General features: G+C 41.6%; 15 protein-coding genes, 4 tRNA genes, 4 rRNA genes and 1 pseudogene. 22 read left to right on the top strand and 2 right to left on the bottom strand.

Annotated features, from left to right (window positions below; translation table 11 throughout):
• Positions 1–79: 79 nt before the first annotated feature.
• The 5 genes from rpsG (at position 80) to crcB (ending at position 5,341) form a co-directional block, all read left to right on the top strand.
• Positions 80–550, top strand: a complete 471-nt coding sequence (rpsG, locus tag FEE42_RS07555; RefSeq protein ID WP_059368592.1) for a 30S ribosomal protein S7 — start codon at positions 80–82, stop codon at positions 548–550.
• Between the two features lie 84 nt (positions 551–634).
• Positions 635–2,737, top strand: a complete 2,103-nt coding sequence (fusA, locus tag FEE42_RS07550) for an elongation factor G (protein ID WP_059368591.1) — start codon at positions 635–637, stop codon at positions 2,735–2,737.
• Positions 2,738–2,803: 66 nt separating this feature from the next.
• Positions 2,804–3,988 carry an elongation factor Tu gene (gene tuf / locus FEE42_RS07545; protein ID WP_059368590.1) on the top strand — a complete coding sequence of 395 codons (1,185 nt, stop codon included), beginning with the start codon at positions 2,804–2,806 and terminating at the stop codon, positions 3,986–3,988.
• A 151-nt stretch (positions 3,989–4,139) separates the two neighbouring features.
• Positions 4,140–4,958: a Cof-type HAD-IIB family hydrolase gene (locus tag FEE42_RS07540; protein ID WP_164028046.1), complete on the top strand. Its 819-nt coding sequence runs from the start codon at positions 4,140–4,142 to the stop codon at positions 4,956–4,958.
• Entirely contained in the window at positions 4,958–5,341 is a 384-nt protein-coding gene (gene crcB / locus FEE42_RS07535; RefSeq protein ID WP_164028045.1) for a fluoride efflux transporter CrcB, read from the top strand. The genes FEE42_RS07540 and crcB overlap by 1 nt, the downstream gene beginning before the upstream one ends.
• A 433-nt stretch (positions 5,342–5,774) precedes the next feature.
• On the opposite strand, the gene recA is transcribed toward crcB, so the two are convergent.
• Positions 5,775–6,827 (bottom strand): recombinase RecA, encoded by a 1,053-nt coding sequence (gene recA, locus FEE42_RS07530; RefSeq protein WP_059368766.1) that lies wholly within the window; start codon positions 6,825–6,827, stop codon positions 5,775–5,777.
• Positions 6,828–7,328: 501 nt separating this feature from the next.
• On the opposite strand from recA, the gene FEE42_RS07525 reads away from it, so the two are divergent.
• From FEE42_RS07525 to mazG, 10 genes are all read left to right on the top strand, one after another.
• On the top strand, positions 7,329–7,991 hold the full coding sequence (locus FEE42_RS07525) for a TfoX/Sxy family DNA transformation protein (protein WP_069029757.1): 663 nt from the start codon (positions 7,329–7,331) through the stop codon (positions 7,989–7,991).
• 291 nt (positions 7,992–8,282) lie between these two features.
• A 16S ribosomal RNA gene (locus FEE42_RS07520) occupies positions 8,283–9,818 on the top strand.
• 82 nt (positions 9,819–9,900) lie between these two features.
• A tRNA-Ile gene (locus FEE42_RS07515) sits at positions 9,901–9,977 on the top strand.
• 50 nt (positions 9,978–10,027) lie between these two features.
• Positions 10,028–10,103, top strand: a tRNA-Ala gene (locus tag FEE42_RS07510).
• A 269-nt stretch (positions 10,104–10,372) separates the two neighbouring features.
• Positions 10,373–13,270, top strand: a 23S ribosomal RNA gene (locus tag FEE42_RS07505).
• Between the two features lie 209 nt (positions 13,271–13,479).
• Positions 13,480–13,595, top strand: a 5S ribosomal RNA gene (rrf, locus tag FEE42_RS07500).
• A 48-nt stretch (positions 13,596–13,643) separates the two neighbouring features.
• A 5S ribosomal RNA gene (gene rrf / locus FEE42_RS07495) occupies positions 13,644–13,759 on the top strand.
• The 16S, 23S and 5S rRNA genes sit together here with 4 tRNA genes alongside, the layout of an rRNA operon.
• Positions 13,760–13,774: 15 nt before the next feature.
• A tRNA-Asp gene (locus tag FEE42_RS07490) sits at positions 13,775–13,851 on the top strand.
• Positions 13,852–13,867: 16 nt separating this feature from the next.
• Positions 13,868–13,943 (top strand) — tRNA-Trp (locus FEE42_RS07485).
• Positions 13,944–14,011: 68 nt separating this feature from the next.
• On the top strand, positions 14,012–14,800 hold the full coding sequence (gene mazG, locus FEE42_RS07480) for a nucleoside triphosphate pyrophosphohydrolase (RefSeq protein WP_059368767.1): 789 nt from the start codon (positions 14,012–14,014) through the stop codon (positions 14,798–14,800).
• Positions 14,801–14,838: 38 nt separating this feature from the next.
• Here the strand turns inward: mazG and deoC are convergent, their stop codons facing one another.
• Complete coding sequence (deoC, locus tag FEE42_RS07475) at positions 14,839–15,510, bottom strand: deoxyribose-phosphate aldolase (protein ID WP_164028044.1); 672 nt, start codon at positions 15,508–15,510, stop codon at positions 14,839–14,841.
• Between the two features lie 109 nt (positions 15,511–15,619).
• Here deoC and FEE42_RS07470 point away from each other — a divergent pair, with 109 nt between their 5' ends.
• The 7 genes and pseudogenes from FEE42_RS07470 to FEE42_RS07440 all read left to right on the top strand — a co-directional run.
• Entirely contained in the window at positions 15,620–16,123 is a 504-nt protein-coding gene (locus FEE42_RS07470; protein ID WP_135968920.1) for a protein disulfide oxidoreductase, read from the top strand.
• 78 nt (positions 16,124–16,201) lie between these two features.
• A complete protein-coding gene (gene rfaD, locus FEE42_RS07465) occupies positions 16,202–17,131 on the top strand; it encodes an ADP-glyceromanno-heptose 6-epimerase (RefSeq protein WP_164028043.1) in 930 nt (309 codons plus the stop codon).
• 96 nt (positions 17,132–17,227) lie between these two features.
• Positions 17,228–18,274: a lipopolysaccharide heptosyltransferase II gene (gene waaF, locus FEE42_RS07460; protein WP_164028042.1), complete on the top strand. Its 1,047-nt coding sequence runs from the start codon at positions 17,228–17,230 to the stop codon at positions 18,272–18,274.
• A complete protein-coding gene (rfaC, locus tag FEE42_RS07455; protein ID WP_164028041.1) occupies positions 18,271–19,230 on the top strand; it encodes a lipopolysaccharide heptosyltransferase RfaC in 960 nt (319 codons plus the stop codon). The genes waaF and rfaC overlap by 4 nt, the downstream gene beginning before the upstream one ends.
• Before the next feature lie 160 nt (positions 19,231–19,390).
• A complete protein-coding gene (locus FEE42_RS07450) occupies positions 19,391–20,524 on the top strand; it encodes a porin (protein ID WP_164028040.1) in 1,134 nt (377 codons plus the stop codon).
• 149 nt (positions 20,525–20,673) lie between these two features.
• The gene (gene hslO, locus FEE42_RS07445; protein ID WP_164028039.1) at positions 20,674–21,540 is read left to right on the top strand and encodes an Hsp33 family molecular chaperone HslO; all 867 of its coding nucleotides are present in this window, start codon (positions 20,674–20,676) and stop codon (positions 21,538–21,540) included.
• A gap of 408 nt (positions 21,541–21,948) precedes the next feature.
• A pseudogene (locus FEE42_RS07440) lies at positions 21,949–22,785 on the top strand (DUF2827 family protein); the annotation flags it as partial.
• Between the last annotated feature and the right edge of the window lie 172 nt (positions 22,786–22,957).

Raw genomic sequence — 22,957 nt, 5'->3', positions numbered from 1 at the left:
GCGCTGCAAAGTTTCTCAATGAGAAATATTGCTGATGGGTTTTGGATATCCTGAAGATTAAAATACGGAGAAATTCGCAATGCCACGTCGTCGTAGTGTTGAACCTCGCAAGATTCTTCCAGATCCGAAGTTCGGTTCAGAATTACTTGCAAAATTTATTAATGTAATCATGGTTGACGGTAAAAAATCCGTCGCTGAGTCAATTGTTTACGGTGCGTTAGAAACGTTAGCCGAGCGTACAGGTAAAGAGCCTTTAGAAGCGTTTGAAATAGCACTTGAAAATGTGCGTCCAACCGTTGAGGTTAAATCTCGTCGTGTTGGTGGTTCTACTTACCAAGTACCGGTTGAAGTTCGTCCGGTTCGTCGTAACGCATTAGGTATGCGTTGGATTGTTGAAGCTGCACGTAAACGTGGTGATAAATCAATGGCTTTACGTCTTGCAAACGAGTTATCGGATGCTTCTGATAACAAAGGTGCAGCAGTGAAAAAACGTGAAGACGTTCACCGTATGGCTGAAGCTAACAAAGCATTTGCTCACTATCGTTGGTAATAAGCTTTTGAATTTAAAGGGCTTCATCGTTGATGAAGCCTTACCCTTATATAAACATATATTAAACTAAACAAGGTTATAATAATGGCACGTACAACTCCTATTGAAAGATATCGCAATATCGGTATTAGTGCGCATATTGATGCAGGTAAAACAACTACTACTGAACGTATCTTATTCTATACAGGTGTGAGCCACAAAATCGGTGAAGTACACGATGGCGCGGCAACAATGGACTGGATGGAACAAGAGCAAGAGCGCGGTATCACCATCACCTCTGCGGCAACAACTGCATTCTGGTCTGGTATGTCCCAACAATTTCCACAACACCGTATCAATGTTATCGACACTCCGGGACACGTAGACTTTACTGTTGAAGTAGAACGTTCTATGCGTGTTCTTGATGGTGCCGTAATGGTTTACTGTGCGGTGGGTGGTGTTCAACCTCAGTCTGAAACCGTATGGCGTCAAGCTAACAAATACGAAGTTCCACGTATTGCGTTCGTTAATAAGATGGACCGTACTGGTGCAAATTTCTTGCGTGTGGTTGACCAACTAAAAACTCGTTTAGGTGCGAATGCCGTTCCTCTTCAACTTCCAATCGGCTCTGAAGAGAACTTTACCGGTGTTGTTGACCTAATTAAAATGAAAGCAATCAACTGGAATGAAGCAGATCAAGGTATGACTTTTACTTATGAAGACATTCCTGCAAATATGGTTGCTGATTGTGAAGAATGGCGTCAAAACCTTGTTGAAGCGGCAGCTGAAGCCTCTGAAGAATTAATGGAAAAATACCTTGGTGGTGAAGAATTAAGCGAAGAAGAAATTAAAGCAGGTCTTCGTCAGCGCGTATTGGCGAATGAAATCATCTTGGTAACCTGTGGTTCTGCGTTTAAAAACAAAGGTGTTCAGGCGATGCTTGATGCAGTTGTTGAATATTTACCGGCACCAACAGATATTCCTGCAATTAAAGGTATCAATCCTGATGAAACAGAAGGTGAGCGTCATGCAAGCGATGAAGAGCCGTTCTCTTCATTAGCGTTTAAAATTGCGACCGACCCATTCGTAGGAAACTTAACCTTCTTCCGTGTATACTCTGGTGTAATCAATTCCGGTGATACTGTATTGAACTCAGTACGTCAAAAACGTGAACGTTTCGGTCGTATCGTTCAAATGCACGCAAACAAACGTGAAGAAATTAAAGAAGTTCGCGCAGGTGATATTGCTGCTGCAATCGGTTTAAAAGATGTAACAACCGGTGATACATTATGTGCAATTGATGCACCAATCATTCTTGAGCGTATGGAATTCCCTGAGCCGGTAATTTCTGTTGCGGTAGAACCGAAAACTAAAGCAGACCAAGAAAAAATGGGTATTGCATTAGGTCGTTTGGCGCAAGAAGACCCTTCATTCCGTGTACATACAGATGAAGAGTCCGGTGAAACCATCATTTCCGGTATGGGTGAGTTACACTTAGATATCATTGTTGACCGTATGAAACGTGAGTTCAAAGTGGAAGCTAACATTGGTAAACCTCAAGTATCTTACCGTGAAACTATCCGTACCCGTGTTAATGATGTTGAAGGTAAACACGCAAAACAATCCGGTGGTCGCGGTCAATACGGTCATGTTGTTATCGACTTGTATCCATTAGAGCCAGAAGGTCCGGGTTATGAATTTGTTAACGAAATCAAAGGTGGTGTTATTCCTGGTGAATACATCCCGGCTGTTGACAAAGGTATCCAAGAACAACTTAAATCCGGTCCATTAGCGGGTTATCCGGTAGTTGACCTTGGTGTGCGTTTACACTTCGGTTCATACCATGATGTGGACTCATCCGAACTTGCGTTTAAACTTGCTGCATCTTTAGCGTTTAAAGCGGCATTCGCAAAAGCAAACCCGGTTCTACTAGAGCCAATCATGAAAGTAGAAGTTGAAACGCCACCTGAGTATGTGGGTGACGTAATCGGTGATTTAAGCCGTCGTCGCGCAATGGTTAACGGTCAAGAAGCGAACGAATTTGTTGTTAAAATCGATGCAGAAGTGCCACTTTCTGAAATGTTCGGTTATGCAACAGACTTACGTTCACAAACTCAAGGTCGTGCATCATACTCAATGGAACCGTTAAAATACTCTGAAGCACCAACGAGTGTTGCTGCTGCAGTTATTGAAGCGCGTAAAAAATAGTATTTTTGTAACATAAGCGGTATAAAATTCTTAATTTTTATACCGCACTTTTAGGAAACATTAACAATGTCTAAAGAAAAATTTGAACGTACAAAACCGCACGTAAACGTGGGTACAATCGGCCACGTTGACCACGGTAAAACAACTTTAACAGCAGCAATCACGACAGTATTGGCAAAACACTACGGTGGTGCGGCTCGTGCATTTGACCAAATCGATAACGCGCCGGAAGAAAAAGCGCGTGGTATTACCATCAATACTTCACACGTTGAATACGATACACCAACCCGTCACTACGCACACGTTGACTGTCCGGGACACGCCGACTACGTTAAAAACATGATTACCGGTGCGGCACAAATGGACGGTGCAATCTTAGTGGTTGCGGCGACTGACGGTCCTATGCCACAAACTCGTGAGCACATCTTATTAGGTCGCCAAGTAGGTGTACCTTACATCATCGTATTCTTAAACAAATGCGATATGGTTGATGACGAAGAGTTATTAGAATTAGTCGAAATGGAAGTTCGTGAACTTCTTTCTCAATATGACTTCCCGGGTGATGACACCCCAATCGTACGTGGTTCAGCATTAAAAGCGTTAGAAGGCGATGCGGCATGGGAAGAAAAAATCCTTGAATTAGCAAACCACTTAGATACTTATATCCCGGAACCTGAGCGTGCAATTGACCAACCGTTCCTTCTTCCAATTGAAGACGTGTTCTCAATCTCAGGTCGTGGTACGGTAGTAACCGGTCGTGTAGAGCGTGGTATCATCCGTACAGGTGATGAAGTTGAAATCGTAGGTATCAAAGATACCACTAAAACAACGGTAACCGGTGTTGAAATGTTCCGTAAATTGCTTGACGAAGGTCGTGCGGGTGAAAACATTGGTGCGTTATTACGTGGTACCAAACGTGAAGAAATTGAGCGTGGTCAAGTATTGGCGAAACCGGGTTCAATCACGCCACACACTGACTTCGAATCAGAAGTGTACGTATTATCAAAAGATGAAGGTGGTCGTCACACCCCATTCTTCAAAGGTTACCGTCCACAATTCTATTTCCGTACAACAGACGTAACCGGTACTATTGAGTTACCGGAAGGTGTGGAAATGGTAATGCCTGGCGATAACATCAAAATGACTGTATCCTTAATCCACCCGATTGCGATGGACCAAGGTTTACGTTTCGCAATTCGTGAAGGTGGTCGTACTGTAGGTGCGGGCGTTGTTGCGAAAATTATTAAATAATTAATTTGATAAATTAAGTGAGAAGGCAGGTCTTTTATTGATCTGCCTTTTTAGTTTTATACTTTTGCCTATTTGTGTTCAATCAAAAGTGCGGTCATTTTATGCCTCGTTTTTTGATATGATCAGGAAAAACTTTTTAGAGGACTTCTTTATGTCAAAACAACTTTTTCGTGCTGTTGTTTCTGATCTAGATGGTACATTATTAAACACTAATCATGTCATCGGAGACTTTACGATTGATACACTGAATCGACTTGAACAGAATGGTATTGATATTATCCTTGCTACGGGAAGAAATCACACTGATGTTACTTCTATTCTTGGAAAAATCGGTGCAGAACGTGCGGTAATGATTACCTCAAACGGAGCAAGAGTGCGAGATATGGCGGGAAACCTTATTTATAGCAATAGTTTACCGGAAGATATTGTATTTGATCTTTATAAAACACCATTTGATGAAACAAAGGTTTGTTTAAATACCTATCAAGACGAAGGATGGTTTATTAATAAAGACGTCCCTGAATTGAGAAAATTTCATCAGGATTCAGGTTTCATGTATGAAGTAGTTGATTTTTCTAAACATCATGCCCGTAGTGTGGAGAAAATATTTTTTATTGGAAAAACACCGGAAGATTTAATTGAAGTAGAAAAATATTTACGTGAACATTTTGGTGATAAAACAACTATTGTTTATTCTGCATTAGCATGTTTGGAAGTGATGAACAAAAATGTTTCCAAAGGTGAAGCTTTAAAACATGTGTTAGAACAACGAGATTACGGTTTGGAAAACTGTATCGCTTTTGGCGATGGGATGAATGATGTAGAAATGCTTTCCAGTGTTGGGAAAGGCTGCATCATGGAAAATGCTGATAAACGTTTGAAACAAGCTTGCCCGGAATTAGAGCAAATCGGTTCAAATCAAAATGAGTCAGTTGCAAAATATCTTCAACTTCAATTCGGAATTAAATAATGCTCCAAGCTATGTTATGTATTAGCTGCGGCGCAATATTAGGTGCTTTAGGAAGATGGGGGTTAACTTATAGCTTTAATTCACTCTTTTCTAGCTTTGCTTTTGGAACTTTACTTGTTAATCTTATCGGTTGTTTTCTGATAGGTATGTTGATGGCACTTTTCTGGCAATATCCACAAGTTAATGATTTATGGAAATTGTTTCTAGTGACCGGTTTTCTTGGTGCGTTTACTACATTCTCATCTTTTTCAATTGAAGTGATTGAGCTTCTAATGTCAGACAAATGGTTTAATGCACTTGGTGTGATTGCTTTCCATTTAATAGGCGGATTAATCAGTACGACATTAGGTATTTTATTGTATAAACTACTATCTAAGTCTTAGATTAGAAATTTATCCGGAAGTAGAACCGATAAGATCAATGTTCACTGCAACATCTATAAGAAAGCATATAATCTAGGATTTTTGTTTTTTAACACGGCAAGAGCTAATGACTGCCAACCAATATTTATTTTCATAAAACCTCATCAATAACTTCACTTGATGAACACCATAGTCTCGTTATGATCGTGCATGGATATAGTTTTCGTAAAAGGCACTTTTTCTGCTGATACCATTTAGTGTGTTTTCAATTTGTTCTTATGGAAATGCTTTTTTCTTACATTTTACTACCAAGACCGAATTCACTATACTCTCAATGCGCTAATAAACTTACAACATTATTTAACACGATTGAAGATATGCTTTTTTCCATAAAAAGTGCGGTCAAAATTTAGAGAAAATTTGACCGCACTTCTATGATATTAAACGCTAATTATCATTCATCCGAATAATTATTTTCGGCTTGTTCAATATCGACTATTAATGATTGTTCTGGGTTTGCAACCAATTCCGCACGAAGTCTGGTTTCTAATTCTTGCGCTTTTTCCGGATTTTCATGTAACCACTTCATTGCATTTGCTTTGCCTTGACCTATTTTTCCATTGTTGTAGGCATACCAAGCGCCGGATTTATCCACAAGTTTGTGTTTTACACCGAGCTCAATTAATTCTCCTGCTTTTGAAATTCCTTCGCCGTAAAGAATTTGAAACTCTACTTGGCGGAATGGCGCAGCAAGTTTGTTTTTTACTACTTTCACTTTCGTTTCGTTACCAATAACGTCCTCGCCGTCTTTTACAGAGCCGGTACGACGGATATCTAAACGAACAGATGAATAAAATTTTAGCGCGTTGCCACCGGTTGTCGTTTCCGGATTGCCAAACATTACACCAATTTTCATACGAATTTGATTGATGAAAATAACGAGGCAGTTGGCATTTTTAATTTGACCGGTTAGTTTACGTAAGGCTTGGGACATCAAGCGTGCTTGCAAACCCATATGGGAATCGCCCATCTCACCTTCAATTTCTGCTTTTGGTGTAAGTGCTGCCACAGAGTCTACGATGATGACATCAACCGCGCCTGAACGAACAAGTGCGTCACAGATTTCTAGTGCTTGTTCACCATTATCAGGTTGAGAGACTAATAATTCTTTGACATCAACCCCTAATTTGGCTGCATAAATCGGATCAAGTGCATGTTCGGCATCAATGAATGCACAGGTTTTACCTGCTTTTTGGGCTTGTGCAATGACAGATAAGGTCAGGGTTGTTTTACCGGAAGACTCAGGGCCGAAAATTTCAACGATACGCCCCATAGGTAAACCTCCGATACCTAATGCTACATCTAGACCAATGGAGCCGGTGGAAATGGATTCAACATCCAATGCTTTGGTATCACCCAATTTCATAATAGAGCCTTTACCAAATTGTTTTTCGATTTGTCCTAACGCTGCAATAAGTGCTTTTTGTTTTTCTTCTTGAGTAGTCATTTTTTACCTCACTTGATCGTAGCAAAATTGTATCTGTGTTGATGTACAGCAGCAAGTGAAATTTTGGATCCCGCAGGGAAATGTAGTGGGTTGGAAGAGCATAAAAATTTATCTAAGTAGGGGGATTTAGAGCTTTTTTAGTTTTAGAGAGAAGAACATATTCTTTTAGTACCTTGAGGAAATATAAATACTGTAAATTAATTTTTTAATAGCTGTTATTTTAACCGACTATGCTGCTCTTCTTTCTAAAATTAAACATATTTATATCAATATTCACTTCTATTGACTTGTATGAGTTTATTGAAAGCTATTACATCCATTAAGTGTAAGTTATTAAATAGAAAATTCATTATATAACTGTATTTTTTACAATAAGTTTTAAATTTACGATCTATGTCACAAATTTGTAAACAGATTGTTTTGTTATGATGACATTAATGTTATAAGTGGAAGGGAGAATTACTTATCCATTAACATATTGCAGTTTAATGTGGAGGGCTTATGGCAATATTAAACATTAAAGATAAACATATTGATGACATTTGTATGATGACTAATGAATTAATCGGAAATGTGACTTCGAAGAATTTATTCACCGGTTACGGGTTGTTTTACAATAAAGAACTTATGTTCGGTTTATGGTTGAATGGAAAGTTTTACCTTCAAGCAAAAGATGAATTATCTAACCGATTGATAAATTCAGGATGTGTGGCTTTCACAAAAAACGAAGTTGATGCCAAGTTTGTTTTGTCGGATTACTATTGTCTTACTAAGGATATTCTAGGTGATCGGGTTTTACTGCGTAAATTGCTTATGCTTTCTATTAAACAAATTCAGGATAGAAAGAATGAGATTGCCTTATCAAAGGCAAACCGCTTAAAAGATCTTCCTAATCTCTCCATAAAATATGAACGAATGTTAAAGAAGGTAGGTATTCATGACGTCAACACACTAAAGATAGTGGGCGCTGAGAATGCGATTGTCAGGTTAAGGAAATTTGGAATACCGGCTACTTTAAACACTTATTGGAAACTAGCTTGTGCATTACTGAATAAAAATAGTGAAATGTTAAATAGACAGCAAAAGGAAATACTACTGAAGAAGCTAAATAAAGTCTTATATGAAGCGGGGTTTAGAAGATATAGAAAGATTGATGATGAATAAAAATTAATCTTTCAAATAAAATATGTAAAAAATTCATTGCAAAGTATTTTTAAATGCCTATAATACGCGACACACAACGACGCGCTGTTGTGAAGTTTGAGAATTTGCCGGTGCGTCGTTATTTTTTGCTCTTTAACAACGAATCAGACAATCTGTGTGGGCACTTGTTAATAGACTTGTTAAAAAAATTTTAATTTTGAAGTCTTAATAGGTGCTTAAACTAGAAATTCATTATTACTTTTATAGTAGTGTTTATTAATAGCTAAGCAGTTTATTGAGCGATTGAACTTTGAATTGAAGAGTTTGATCATGGCTCAGATTGAACGCTGGCGGCAGGCTTAACACATGCAAGTCGAACGGTAGCAGGAAGGAAGCTTGCTTTCTTTGCTGACGAGTGGCGGACGGGTGAGTAATGCTTGGGAATCTGGCTTATGGAGGGGGATAACTGCGGGAAACTGCAGCTAATACCGCGTAAAGTCTTTGGACTAAAGGGGGCGTTTGCTCTTGCCATAAGATGAGCCCAAGTGGGATTAGGTAGTTGGTGGGGTAATGGCTCACCAAGCCGTCGATCTCTAGCTGGTCTGAGAGGATGACCAGCCACACCGGGACTGAGACACGGCCCGGACTCCTACGGGAGGCAGCAGTGGGGAATATTGCGCAATGGGGGGAACCCTGACGCAGCCATGCCGCGTGAATGAAGAAGGCCTTCGGGTTGTAAAGTTCTTTCGGTGATGAGGAAGGCAGTTTGGTTAATAGCCAAGCTGATTGACGTTAGTCACAGAAGAAGCACCGGCTAACTCCGTGCCAGCAGCCGCGGTAATACGGAGGGTGCGAGCGTTAATCGGAATAACTGGGCGTAAAGGGCACGCAGGCGGATTTTTAAGTGAGGTGTGAAAGCCCCGGGCTTAACCTGGGAATTGCATTTCAGACTGGGAATCTAGAGTACTTTAGGGAGGGGTAGAATTCCACGTGTAGCGGTGAAATGCGTAGAGATGTGGAGGAATACCGAAGGCGAAGGCAGCCCCTTGGGAATGTACTGACGCTCATGTGCGAAAGCGTGGGGAGCAAACAGGATTAGATACCCTGGTAGTCCACGCTGTAAACGCTGTCGATTTGGGGGTTGGGGTTTAACTCTGGCGCCCGTAGCTAACGTGATAAATCGACCGTCTGGGGAGTACGGCCGCAAGGTTAAAACTCAAATGAATTGACGGGGGCCCGCACAAGCGGTGGAGCATGTGGTTTAATTCGATGCAACGCGAAGAACCTTACCTACTCTTGACATCCAGAGAATCCTGTAGAGATACGGGAGTGCCTTAGGGAGCTTTGAGACAGGTGCTGCATGGCTGTCGTCAGCTCGTGTTGTGAAATGTTGGGTTAAGTCCCGCAACGAGCGCAACCCTTATCCTTTGTTGCCAGCGATACGGTCGGGAACTCAAAGGAGACTGCCGGTGATAAACCGGAGGAAGGTGGGGATGACGTCAAGTCATCATGGCCCTTACGAGTAGGGCTACACACGTGCTACAATGGCGTATACAGAGGGAGGCGAAGCAGCGATGTGGAGCGAATCTCACAAAGTACGTCTAAGTCCGGATTGGAGTCTGCAACTCGACTCCATGAAGTCGGAATCGCTAGTAATCGCGAATCAGAATGTCGCGGTGAATACGTTCCCGGGCCTTGTACACACCGCCCGTCACACCATGGGAGTGGGTTGTACCAGAAGTAGATAGCTTAACCGTAAGGGGGGCGTTTACCACGGTATGATTCATGACTGGGGTGAAGTCGTAACAAGGTAACCGTAGGGGAACCTGCGGTTGGATCACCTCCTTACCGAGACGAGCTATAGTAAGTGTCCACACAGATTGACTGATAGTTGTAGACAAGACAGAGAGCGGAAATCAACATTGTCCTTGGGTCTGTAGCTCAGGTGGTTAGAGCGCACCCCTGATAAGGGTGAGGTCGGTGGTTCAAGTCCACTCAGACCCACCACTCTAAGAGTGAGTGAAGTAAGGGCAAGTATCTGCAAATTAATGATAACTGGGGATATAGCTCAGCTGGGAGAGCGCCTGCCTTGCACGCAGGAGGTCAGCGGTTCGATCCCGCTTATCTCCACCACTTATCATCGTTAAGTAAATGTTGCATTGATAGAAAATGGTATTGCGTTTACTTAACGATGATAACTGAAAAGTTTTATCTTCTGTTCTTTAAAAAATTGGAAACAAGCTGAAAACTGAAGAGACTTTTAAGTTCCGAAAGGAATAGAGGAAGTCTGAGTAGAAAAATCTTGACTGGAGAAAGGCAGTCAAGTGTTTAGTTGAATTAAAGATTCGCTTCAAGATGTAGGCCTGACTGAGTAGGCAGGCTGAAAACATTTGAGGTTGTATAGTTAAGTGACTAAGCGTACAAGGTGGATGCCTTGGCAATCAGAGGCGATGAAGGACGTGCTAATCTGCGAAAAGCTTGGATGAGTTGATAAGAAGCGTTTAATCCAAGATATCCGAATGGGGAAACCCGATGGATGAAGAATCCATCATTTCATTATGAATTCATAGTAATGAAAAGCAAACCGGGAGAACTGAAACATCTAAGTACCCCGAGGAAAAGAAATCAACCGAGATTCCGTGAGTAGCGGCGAGCGAAGGCGGAAGAGCCGGTAAGTGATAGTGAGCGTGTTAGGAGAATGAGTTGGGAAGCTCAACCGTAGGGGGTGATAGTCCCGTATCTTAAAACACGTTGATGGTACTAAGCTTACGATAAGTAGGGCGGGACACGTGATATCCTGTCTGAAGAGGGGGGGACCATCCTCCAAGGCTAAATACTCCTGATTGACCGATAGTGAACCAGTACTGTGAAGGAAAGGCGAAAAGAACCCCGGCGAGGGGAGTGAAATAGAACCTGAAACCTTGTACGTACAAGCAGTGGGAGCCTGAAAGGGTGACTGCGTACCTTTTGTATAATGGGTCAGCGACTTATATTTTGTAGCAAGGTTAACCGAATAGGGAAGCCGAAGGGAAACCGAGTCTTAACTGGGCGATTAGTTGCAAGGTATAGACCCGAAACCCGGTGATCTAGCCATGGGCAGGTTGAAGGTTGGGTAACACTAACTGGAGGACCGAACCGACTAATGTTGAAAAATTAGCGGATGACTTGTGGCTGGGGGTGAAAGGCCAATCAAACCGGGAGATAGCTGGTTCTCCCCGAAATCTATTTAGGTAGAGCCTTGAGCGGACACCTTCGGGGGTAGAGCACTGTTTCGGCTAGGGGGCCATCCCGGCTTACCAACCCGATGCAAACTGCGAATACCGAAGAGTGATACTCAGGAGACACACGGCGGGTGCTAACGTCCGTCGTGGAGAGGGAAACAACCCAGACCGCCAGCTAAGGTCCCAAAGTGTATGTTAAGTGGGAAACGAAGTGGGAAGGCTTAGACAGCTAGGATGTTGGCTTAGAAGCAGCCACCATTTAAAGAAAGCGTAATAGCTCACTAGTCGAGTCGGCCTGCGCGGAAGATGTAACGGGGCTCAAACATAGCACCGAAGCTGCGGCATCAGGATTAATCCTGTTGGGTAGGGGAGCGTTGTGTAAGCGGATGAAGGTGTATCGGGAGGTATGCTGGACGTATCACAAGTGCGAATGCTGACATAAGTAACGATAAAACGGGTGAAAAACCCGTTCGCCGGAAGACCAAGGTTTCCTGTCCAACGTTAATCGGGGCAGGGTGAGTCGGCCCCTAAGGCGAGGCTGAAAAGCGTAGTCGATGGGAAACGGGTTAATATTCCCGTACTTGGTAAAGCTGCGATGTGGGGACGGAGCAGGTTAGGTTAGCGTGCTGTTGGATATGCACGTTTAAGTTGGTAGGTGGGGTGCTTAGGCAAATCCGGGCGCTTATTAACACCGAGAAATGATGACGAGGCCTCAAGGGGCTGAAGTAACTGATACCACACTTCCAGGAAAAGCCACTAAGCTTCAGGCTTTATTAAACCGTACTGAAAACCGACACAGGTGGTCAGGTAGAGAATACTCAGGCGCTTGAGAGAACTCGGGTGAAGGAACTAGGCAAAATAGCACCGTAACTTCGGGAGAAGGTGCGCCGGCGTAGCTTGTAGCCCCTAGCGGGTGAAGGGTGAACCGGTCGAAGATACCAGCTGGCTGCAACTGTTTATTAAAAACACAGCACTCTGCAAACACGAAAGTGGACGTATAGGGTGTGATGCCTGCCCGGTGCTGGAAGGTTAATTGATGGTGTAATCGAAAGAGAAGCTCCTGATCGAAGCCCCAGTAAACGGCGGCCGTAACTATAACGGTCCTAAGGTAGCGAAATTCCTTGTCGGGTAAGTTCCGACCTGCACGAATGGCATAATGATGGCCAGGCTGTCTCCACCCGAGACTCAGTGAAATTGAAATCGCCGTGAAGATGCGGTGTACCCGCGGCTAGACGGAAAGACCCCGTGAACCTTTACTATAGCTTGACACTGAACATTGAATTTTGATGTGTAGGATAGGTGGGAGCCTTTGAAGCGGTCACGCCAGTGATTGTGGAGGCGTCCTTGAAATACCACCCTTTAACGTTTGGTGTTCTAACGAAGATTGCGGAACGCGGTCTCGGACAGTGTCTGGTGGGTAGTTTGACTGGGGCGGTCTCCTCCCAAAGAGTAACGGAGGAGCACGAAGGTTTGCTAATGACGGTCGGACATCGTCAGGTTAGTGCAATGGTATAAGCAAGCTTAACTGCGAGACGGACAAGTCGAGCAGGTACGAAAGTAGGTCATAGTGATCCGGTGGTTCTGAATGGAAGGGCCATCGCTCAACGGATAAAAGGTACTCCGGGGATAACAGGCTGATACCGCCCAAGAGTTCATATCGACGGCGGTGTTTGGCACCTCGATGTCGGCTCATCACATCCTGGGGCTGAAGTAGGTCCCAAGGGTATGGCTGTTCGCCATTTAAAGTGGTACGCGAGCTGGGTTTAGAACGTCGTGAGACAGTTCGGTCCCTATCTGCCGTGGGCGTAGGAGAATTGAGGGGGGCTGCTCCTAGTACGAGAGGACCGGAGTGGACGCACCACTGGTGTTTCGGTTGTGTCGCCAGACGCATTGCCGAGTAGCTAAGTGCGGAAGAGATAAGTGCTGAAAGCATCTAAGCACGAAACTTGCCTCAAGATGAGTTCTCCCAGACTTAGAGTCTGTAAGGGTTGTTGGAGACGACGACGTAGATAGGTGGGGTGTGTAAGTGTAGTGATACATTGAGCTAACCCATACTAATTGCCCGAGGGGCTTAACTATACAACGCTCAAGTGTTTTTGGGCGGTTAATGTGAAATACAACGAATTAAAGTATACAGTCATCAGTCATCAGCTTGTATCCGATAGAACAGATGAAAAAGATAAAAGAGATAAAACGAGATAAAAAGATAGAACGAGATAAAAAGATAGAACGAGATAAAAAGATAGAACAAGATAAAACTTGAAGAGAAGAAGTTATCGAAGAATTATCCCGGCGGCGAGAGTGCAGTGGTTCCACCTGAATCCATCCCGAACTCAGAAGTGAAATGCTGTAATGCCGATGGTAGTGTGGGGTATCCCCATGTGAGAGTAGGGCACTGCCGGGTTTTTAATTATTTTGTTAGTTTATTTTTTGAGTGAATTAACAAAATAATTTTGGCAGCAATAGTGTAATGGTCCCACCTGAATCCATACCGAACTCAGAAGTGAAACATTATTACGCCGATGGTAGTGTGGGGTTTCCCCATGTGAGAGTAGGTCACTGCCAAGTATACCAAATATCTGCGGAGTGGTAGTTCAGCTGGTTAGAATACCTGCCTGTCACGCAGGGGGTCGCGGGTTCGAGTCCCGTCCATTCCGCCAATCTTTTCATACCAGTAGGGGCGTAGTTCAATTGGTAGAGCACCGGTCTCCAAAACCGGGTGTTGGGAGTTCGAGCCTCTCCGCCCCTGCCATCTAAATAAATTTCATTTTTTCATAAATAAACTTTATACTTAGCCTATTTTTATTTAGAGGTTTATTTATGTCACATTCAATTCAAGACTTTATCGAATTAATTGCTCAACTTCGTCATCCGGATAAAGGTTGTCCTTGGGATCTTAAGCAAAATTATGATTCAATGATTCCCTGTTTAACAGAGGAAACTTATGAAGTCATTGAGGCAATTCAAAAGAAAGATATAGCAAATTTAAGAGAAGAATTGGGTGACTTATTGTTACAAGTTGTGTTTTTTAGCCAACTTGCAACCGAGGATAACTATTTTACTTTTGATGATGTGCTTAATGATGTTGCTGAAAAAATTATTCGTCGGCACCCACATGTATTTGCAAATGCCACGGCAAAAAATGAAGAGGAAGCGCTTGCCCGTTGGAATGGCATTAAAGCATTAGAAAAATCTGAAAAACAAACTCAATCTATTTTAGATAATGTTCCTTCGGCTTTTCCCGCATTAATGAGGGCACAGAAGTTGCAAAAACAATGCGCTAAAATCGGTTTTGATTGGACTGAAATTGAACCTGTTTTCGCAAAAGTAGAAGAAGAGCTGCAAGAAGTGAGAGATGAATTTAACCGTCAGCCTCAAGATCAAACGAAGATTGAAGAAGAAATTGGTGATTTGTTTTTTGCTACGGTAAATTTGGCGCGACACTTAAAATGCGGTGCAGAGGAAAGCCTTCGTAAGGCAAATAATAAATTTGAGCAACGTTTTCGCAAAGTTGAACAGAAAGCAAAAGAAAGAAATACTAAATTAGAGGAGCTCTCCTTAATTGAAATGGATTTTTTGTGGAACGAAGTAAAGGAAGAGGAAAAATGATTAAAAGGTAGAAGGGAATCCTTCTACCTTTTCTATTATTAATAGGTACTTTGTGTATCGCTACTATTACTGATAATTGCTATGCCTGCACTGGCACCAATACGTGTTGCCCCTGCTTCAATCATAGCCAATGCAGTTTTCGTATCGCGTACTCCGCCTGAGGCTTTTACACCAATATTACCTACGATTTTTTTCATTAATGCCACATCTTCAACGGTAGCGCCGCCTTTGCTGAATCCGGTAGAAGTTTTGACGAATATTACACCTAATTCTCGACAAATTTCACAGGCTTTAATGATTTCTTCTTTGGATAATAAACAGGTTTCTAAAATCACTTTCAGAGGTACTCCATTGCAGGCAATTAACACGGCTTGAATATCTTCTTTTACCGCTTGCCATTTATTGGATTTAATCCAACCCATATTGATTACCATATCAATTTCATTTGCGCCGGCTTTGATCGCCTCTTGTGTCTCAAAGGCTTTTACTGAGGTTAAATTAGCACCGAGAGGAAAACCGACTACCGTACAAATCTTCACCTCAGAGCCTGCTAATTTTTCTTTTGCTAAAGGGATATAACCTGAATTGATACAAACAGAATAAAAACCATATTTCATGGCTTCGTCACAGAGCGTTAAAATATCCTGCTCATTTTTCTCAGCGGTAAGTGCAGTATGATCAATATATTTTGCAAGGCTTTTACTGTCCATTTTTGTTCTCCTTTATAATAAAAATTTGCTTGGCTATGATAGCAAAATATTATGAAATTTGACCGCACTTTTATGGTAAATTAGCCGAATTTTTCTCATTAGGTATTTTATGAATTTAACAAGATTACTCAAAAACGGTATTTCTTTAGGGCTTACATTGATTATCGTTAGTAGCATTCTGGATTTTATCCGTAAGCCCGAAATTCCATCGGAAATCAATACAACGGCATTATATGATTTGCAGGGTAACGGGTTTTTTCTCCCACAAATTGCCCAAGATAAACCCACATTAATTTATTTTTGGGGAACTTGGTGTGGTTATTGCCGATACACATCACCGGCAATTAATGATTTGACAAAAGAAGGTTATCCGGTTGTTTCTATTGCATTGCGTTCAGGGAGTGCCGGTGAGGTAGGAAAGTATTTGGCCGAACATCATTATACCTTTACTACTGTCAATGATCCTCAAGGGGAAATTGCACAAAAATGGCAAATCAATGTGACCCCAACGATCATTATTTTGAACAAAGGCAAAATGGATCTCGCTACTACGGGCTGGACAAGTTATTGGGGGCTAAAAGTGCGGTTGTTTTTCACTGAGTTTTTAGGTTAAGGGATGAGTAGCTTTTACCTTATCCCTAAAATCAATTACAATGGCAACAATTTCACATAATTAATAAAGGACAAGATTATGATTATTGTAACTGGCGGTGCCGGCATGATTGGCAGCAACATTGTTAAAGCATTAAATGAAATAGGGCGTAAAGATATTTTGGTCGTCGATAACTTAAAAGATGGAACTAAATTTATTAATTTAGTGGATTTGGATATTGCCGATTATTGCGACAAAGAAGATTTTATCGCTTCCATTATTGCCGGTGATGATTTTGGCGCTATTGATGCCGTATTCCACGAAGGAGCGTGTTCTGCCACTACCGAATGGGACGGCAAATATTTAATGCAGAATAATTATGAATATTCTAAAGAATTGCTGCATTACTGCTTAGATCGCCGAATTCCGTTTTTCTATGCTTCAAGTGCGGCGACTTACGGTGGACGAATCGATAATTTTATTGAAAAACGGGAGTTTGAAAGTCCGCTTAATGCCTATGGCTACTCAAAATTTTTATTTGATGAATATGTGAGAAAAATTTTACCCACGGCAGAATCGCCGGTTTGCGGTTTCAAATATTTCAATGTTTATGGCCCGAGAGAGCAACACAAAGGCTCGATGGCAAGTGTGGCATTCCATTTAAATAATCAAATGCTGAAAGGAGAAAATCCAAAATTATTTGCCGGATCGGAAACGTTTCTCCGTGATTTTGTTTATGTGGAAGATGTCGCGAAAGTCAATATTTGGGCGTGGCAAAATCGTATTTCCGGCATTTACAATCTCGGTACCGGCAATGCGGAATCCTTCCAAGCTGTTGCGGAAGCGGTGATTGCATTCCATGGTAAGGGGCAAATCGAAACGATTCTTTTCCCTGAACATTTGAAATCCCGCTATCAAACCTTTACCCAAGCGGATTTAACCGCATTACGCACGGCCGGTTATACAGGCGAATTTAAATCCGTTGCCGAAGGTACGGCAACATATATGGCGTGGCTCAATAAAAAGTAATTGATCATTCAATTGAGTTTATCTGAGACATTTAAAAAGCAAAGTGCGGTCAAAAATTCATTTATTTTTTAACCGCACTTTTCTACAAGGTGAAATATGAATATCCTCGTTATCGGCCCGTCTTGGGTCGGCGATATGATGATGTCGCACAGTTTGTATCAACAACTCAAAATTCAGTATCCACACTGCCAAATTGATGTAATGGCGCCGAATTGGTGTAAACCTTTATTGGCACGTATGCCGGAAGTACGCAATGCCATTGAAATGTCTTTAGGGCACGGTACTTTTGCTCTTGGTGAACGTTATCGTTTAGGGAAAGCATTGCGTGGGCGATATGAAATGGCGATTGTGTTGCCGAATTCATTGAAATCCGCACTGATTCCGCTCTTTGCGAAAATTGCCGTACGACGTGGTTGGAAGGGCGAAAGCCGTTATTTTTTATTGAATGATTTACGCAACAACAAGCGGGATTATCCGATGATGGTGCAGCGTTATGTGGCATTAGCTTTTGAGAAAAACGCCGTGCCGAACGCGCAAGCAATCCCACTGTTAAAACCTTATCTCGCCATCGAATCAGGCAATCAACAAGAAACGTTAAAAACATTCTCAAAACAGACCGCACTTTTAGGTGAACGCCCGATTATCGGTTTTTGTCCGGGGGCGGAATTCGGGCCGGCGAAACGTTGGCCCCATTATCATTATGCTGAGTTGGCGGGAATGCTGATTGAGCAGGGTTACGCGGTGGAAATTTTCGGTTCGCCGAAAGATATTGAAGCGGGTGAGCAAATACGTAATGCTTTGTCTCAAGAACAGCAACGCTTTTGTGTCAATTTAGCGGGGCAAACGAATTTAAATCAAGCCGTCGATCTTATCGAAAATTGTACGGCGGTGGTGAGCAACGACAGCGGATTAATGCACATTGCTGCCGCAACAAATCGCCCGTTAGTCGCTCTTTACGGCCCGACCAGCCCGACTTACACGCCGCCACTTTCCGATAAAGCAGTGATTATTCGGTTAATTGAAGGCGATTTAATCAAAGTGCGTAAAAGCAAGGATAGTACAGAGGGGTATCACCAAAGTCTCATTGATATTACGCCAAAAATGGTGATGGAAAAGTTAAACGCATTATTAGCAAAATCATGAAAATTTGTTTAATTAAAACTTCCTCTATGGGTGATGTGATCCACACATTGCCTGCATTAACCGATGCCCAACAAATGATCCCAAATTTAACCGTGGATTGGGTGGTAGAAGAAAATTTTGCCGAAATTCCCCAATGGCATTCGGCTCTTCATCAAGTGATACCCATTGCCTTACGCCGTTGGCGTAAATCCCCTTTTTCCTCACAAACAAAAAATGAGTGGAAAATTTACCGCACTTTACTCCAAAAAGAACGTTATGATGCCGTTATTGACGCTCAAGGATTATTTAAAAGTGCATTTTTTGCTACCCGTCTCGCTAACGGCACAACGCATGGCTATGATTGCCATAGCATTCGAGAGCCGATTGCTTCCTTTTTTTATGAGAAAAAATACGCAATTTCTTATCAGCAACACGCCGTTGAACGTATTCGGCAGTTATTTGCACTAAGCCTTAATTATGAATTGCCGCATTCGCAAGGTGATTACGGCATCGCACAACATTTTACTGCCGCCTCCATTGAGCCTTATGTGATTTTTTTTCATGCCACTACCCGAGATGATAAACATTGGCTTGAATCGGAATGGGAAAATTTAATTGAAAAAATGACCGCACTTTCCGTGCAAATCCGTTTACCTTGGGGGAATGAAAAAGAAAAAGAGCGGGCGGAACGCTTGGCAAAAAATTATCCGAATGTTCAAGTACTGCCAAAACTAACGCTCACCGAATTGGCAAAGCAAATTGCGAATGCGACTGCGGTAGTCTCTGTGGATACGGGCTTGTCGCATTTAACCGCGGCTTTAGATAAACCGAATATTACCCTTTATGGTGCAACAGATCCGACCTTAATCGGTTGTTATGGTAAGAATCAGCAATATTTATCTGCCTCAAGTATGGCTGAAATCTCAGCCGAACAAGTATTTTCAAGGCTTGAACCTCTATTAAATGGCAATCAGTAAACAAAGAAGGTTTATTTTTTTGATTGATTTTTATCAAAAAACAGTTTCTTTTTTACAATATTGGTATAACCTTGCATTGAATATCTAATCTGGAGTGTATAAACTCCAAAAAATCCAATTTTTTTGTTTTATTTTTATTTAGAACGAAAAGGAAAGCACAATGAAAAAGACACTTCTTGCTTTAATGGTTACGGTATGTGCCGCAAACTCAGCTCAAGCCTATCAATTCAACATTGAAGAAACAGGTACTGAAATTGACTTCAACGGTTCTCTCCGTTTGAAATGGGAAAACATTAATCGTAAAACAGAAGAGACGACCACCACGAAAAATATTTCTCATGGTGATATTGATAATAACGGCTCTCGTTTTGGCTTCAAGCTTAAACAACAGCTAGGTAATGATTTTTATACGGTTGGTCATGTCGAATGGCGTTTCCGTGATAATACCGGACATCGTGGTTCAGCGGACGAACCTAACTTGGCGAGTAATCGTCACAATAATTTTGGTCATATTTATACACGTCAACTTTATGCCGGTTTTGGTCACAAAACCTATGGTGAATTAGTTTACGGTAATATGACAACCTTCACTGACGAAATCAAACAAACCGATTTACCGAACACTTATAGTTTGAGTGACGGTTTATTGAATAATAATGCCCGCCGAGTGGTTCAATATACAAACCGCGGAGGTTTTCTTCCTAACTTAAAATTCGGTGCGTATTATGGTGCAACAAGCCCGCGTGGCACACAGGGATTAGATATCAATCCGAATCGTAATCACGTGTGGGGTAGCGGTGCCGTTTACAAACATAATATTGATGATTTACAGGACTGGACAACAGCAGCCGGTTTCTCTCGTGAAACCTTTGTAAACGGTCGACAAGTTACTGCCTATTCATTTGGTAACGCATACCGCTTTGATCACACCATATTGGGTTTAGATTTAGAACATCGTAATACCACAAATCTTTCAACAAATTTTGGTAATGCTGTCAAACGTGCCCAATATGAAGCGCGTGCGATTGTTTTCCAAGAATTAAATGAAGATTGGAACGCTTACGCGATGTATGCTTATCGTCATAACAAATTAAAAGAGACTTCCGTACCGGCTGCGACAGAGAAACGGAGTGAAGTGATGCTTGGTAGCGAATATTACGTTTATAAAAACGGCAGTTTAAAATTAAAACCGTTTGTTGAAGGTAAAGTTGTGCGTGTAAGAAATCTTGCTAATGAACAGGATGTAAAACAACGTGATTATGCCGCCGTTGTCGGTTTACGTGCATATTGGTAATGAAACCTTAAATATGAAAAGCGGGCCACAAACGGCTCGCTTTTTCTTTGTGCTTGTAATTGTCTAAATTGCCCCCATTATAGGGAAAAGACGAAAAGTGCGGTGGTTTTTGACCGCACTTTTTACTGCAAAAAATATAGGAACAAAAAATGAATGACTTAAAAGACAATGACAAACTTTACCGCTATCTTTTTCAAAACCGTGCAGTACGTGGTGAATGGGTGCGTTTAAACCAAAGTTTTGTTGATACCTTAAACACTCATCATTATCCTCAACCGGTGCAAAATTTATTGGGTGAAATGATGGTGGCAACCGCATTGCTTACGGCAACTTTAAAATTTGAAGGCAATATTACCGTGCAAATTCAGGGGGACGGTCCACTTCGTCTTGCATTGGTGAACGGTAATGATCAGCAACAAATTCGTGCTTTAGCACGAGTAGAGGGAGATATTTCTCCTGAAATGACGTTGCATGAGATGATTGGGAAGGGCGTATTGGTTATCACGATAGCACCTAAAGAAGGCGAGCGTTATCAAGGCGTAATCGGATTGGATAAACCAACAATTACCGAGTGTTTAGAAGACTATTTTGTTCGCTCCGAACAGCTTCAAACCCAATTAATTATTCGCACGGGAGAATATCAGGGTAAACCGGTGGCAGCCGGGATGTTGCTACAAATTATGCCTGATGGTGAAGGTTCACCTGAGGATTTTGAACATCTTGCAACATTAGCGGCAACGGCAAAAAACGAAGAATTATTTGGTTTACCTGCAGAGGAAATGCTTTATCGGCTTTATCACGAAGAAATCGTGGAAGTGTATGCGCCACAAGCTATTCAATTTTTTTGTGGTTGTTCGGCAGAACGTTCCGGAGCGGCATTATTGTTGATTCCCGATGAAGAAATCGATGAAATTTTGGAAGAACACAAAGGCAGTATTGATATGCAGTGTGAATGTTGTGGTACCCATTATTTCTTTAATAAAGAAGCGATTAATAAATTAAAATCACGGATATAAATGGAATAAAACTACATTATGATGTAGTAAATGCACAAAAACGGTTATTTCAATTAAGTGTGGGATACCGGTACCATGCTGGCATTTTTGCAAGATAAATTAAATATTCCCAGATATCCTAATGAAAAGAAAATTTCTAGTGGATTTTTTCATCAATATTTCATATGGTACGAATGCAAATGGAGCAGGAAGTACTGTAAGCTATTGGTATTGATGCCAAAGCAGGGAATGGAGGTAGTGTCGCCATTGGTAAGAGCGCTTAAGAAAAGCCTGATATAATACAATACCTTCTAATGGCGATTGGTCTGCTATAGGACAGTAAACTAAAGCCTTCTGGTGCAGTGGCTATAGGTATCGGAGCAAAAGTTGAGGGCGATCACGTATATTCTATGGTATTAGGTAAAAATTCACAAACGTAAGGTAGTGTGCTACAAAATGGGAAATGATTTTGTCACCGATGTGGAGAATTTCTTATTCGATAAACAAGCCACGTGTGTTTTTAACGGGGCAATGTTTAACAGTGTGTGGCTTATTCCTCAAAATGAGAACACCTGCCGTTCTTACTTCTCTATTATGTATCATTAGTCTTATGTTGTGCCTGCCATTTGGTCTCCACTGTTTTGCGATAAAGTGATTAAGCAAATTAAAGATCAGCATAATATTGATTTCGGCTATCGCACAAATACCGATAGTGTGGGCTGACGGATCGCCTGCTTTTATCCTAATTTAATTATGACTAAAACGAGCTTTATGTCTATCCTCATTTGTGAGCAGGCTTACCGAGCAGCACCGGAAAAAATTCAGCATTTTTACGCTTGCAATACTTACGACAAAAAAGATAATCCGACATTCTTCAATTTTATTGGTAGAACCGATATGGTACGAAACAATATTATGACGGTAGAGGGGTGCTACCAAATGCTGGATTTCTTGTCTCGCTACGTTGATATTGTGCTAAGCCATCAGTGGGAAAGCGAACTAAACTATGCTTATAACGACGCCCTTTACGGCGGTTATCCTTTTATTCATAATTCTAAGTTATTGCCTAAGGGGGTTGGCTATTATTATGATCAATTTGATGCTTTCTATGGTGCAAGAGTCTTGTTGGATGTGATTGAAAATCACGATAAACACCATCAAGCGTATGTTGAAAGGGCTAATGAGTATCTTGACTCTCTGTTGCCGACAAATCCGGTTAATGTGTATTTGTATGAAAAAGAGATCAAACGCTTATTTGAACGATGATGTGGCACTTATGAATATCGGGAGAAGATATTTCTAAAACGTTCAATATTATGAATATTACATAACACGCTACACTCTCAATATTTTCTCTTAATGAGTCGGGATAAATCATCCCGACTTTTGTTAGATTAGTCTTAAAAATATATTTCAAGTGCGGTCAAATTGTGTATTG

The sequence above is a fragment of the Rodentibacter caecimuris genome (genome assembly GCF_010587025.1).
Classification (GTDB): domain Bacteria; phylum Pseudomonadota; class Gammaproteobacteria; order Enterobacterales; family Pasteurellaceae; genus Rodentibacter; species Rodentibacter caecimuris.
Note: the sequence above shows the minus strand (reverse complement) of the source record. Positions and strands in the feature narration are given on the sequence as shown.

Excerpts from the sequence above, each read along its gene's own strand:
- rpsG (WP_059368592.1), top strand. The coding sequence starts at position 80 with ATGCCACGTCGTCGTAGTGTTGAACCTCGCAAGATTCTTCCAGATCCG.
- fusA (WP_059368591.1), top strand. The coding sequence starts at position 635 with ATGGCACGTACAACTCCTATTGAAAGATATCGCAATATCGGTATTAGT.
- tuf (WP_059368590.1), top strand. The coding sequence starts at position 2,804 with ATGTCTAAAGAAAAATTTGAACGTACAAAACCGCACGTAAACGTGGGT.
- FEE42_RS07540 (WP_164028046.1), top strand. The coding sequence starts at position 4,140 with ATGTCAAAACAACTTTTTCGTGCTGTTGTTTCTGATCTAGATGGTACA.
- crcB (WP_164028045.1), top strand. The coding sequence starts at position 4,958 with ATGCTCCAAGCTATGTTATGTATTAGCTGCGGCGCAATATTAGGTGCT.
- recA (WP_059368766.1), bottom strand. The coding sequence starts at position 6,827 with ATGACTACTCAAGAAGAAAAACAAAAAGCACTTATTGCAGCGTTAGGA.
- FEE42_RS07525 (WP_069029757.1), top strand. The coding sequence starts at position 7,329 with ATGGCAATATTAAACATTAAAGATAAACATATTGATGACATTTGTATG.
- mazG (WP_059368767.1), top strand. The coding sequence starts at position 14,012 with ATGTCACATTCAATTCAAGACTTTATCGAATTAATTGCTCAACTTCGT.
- deoC (WP_164028044.1), bottom strand. The coding sequence starts at position 15,510 with ATGGACAGTAAAAGCCTTGCAAAATATATTGATCATACTGCACTTACC.
- FEE42_RS07470 (WP_135968920.1), top strand. The coding sequence starts at position 15,620 with ATGAATTTAACAAGATTACTCAAAAACGGTATTTCTTTAGGGCTTACA.
- rfaD (WP_164028043.1), top strand. The coding sequence starts at position 16,202 with ATGATTATTGTAACTGGCGGTGCCGGCATGATTGGCAGCAACATTGTT.
- waaF (WP_164028042.1), top strand. The coding sequence starts at position 17,228 with ATGAATATCCTCGTTATCGGCCCGTCTTGGGTCGGCGATATGATGATG.
- rfaC (WP_164028041.1), top strand. The coding sequence starts at position 18,271 with ATGAAAATTTGTTTAATTAAAACTTCCTCTATGGGTGATGTGATCCAC.
- FEE42_RS07450 (WP_164028040.1), top strand. The coding sequence starts at position 19,391 with ATGAAAAAGACACTTCTTGCTTTAATGGTTACGGTATGTGCCGCAAAC.
- hslO (WP_164028039.1), top strand. The coding sequence starts at position 20,674 with ATGAATGACTTAAAAGACAATGACAAACTTTACCGCTATCTTTTTCAA.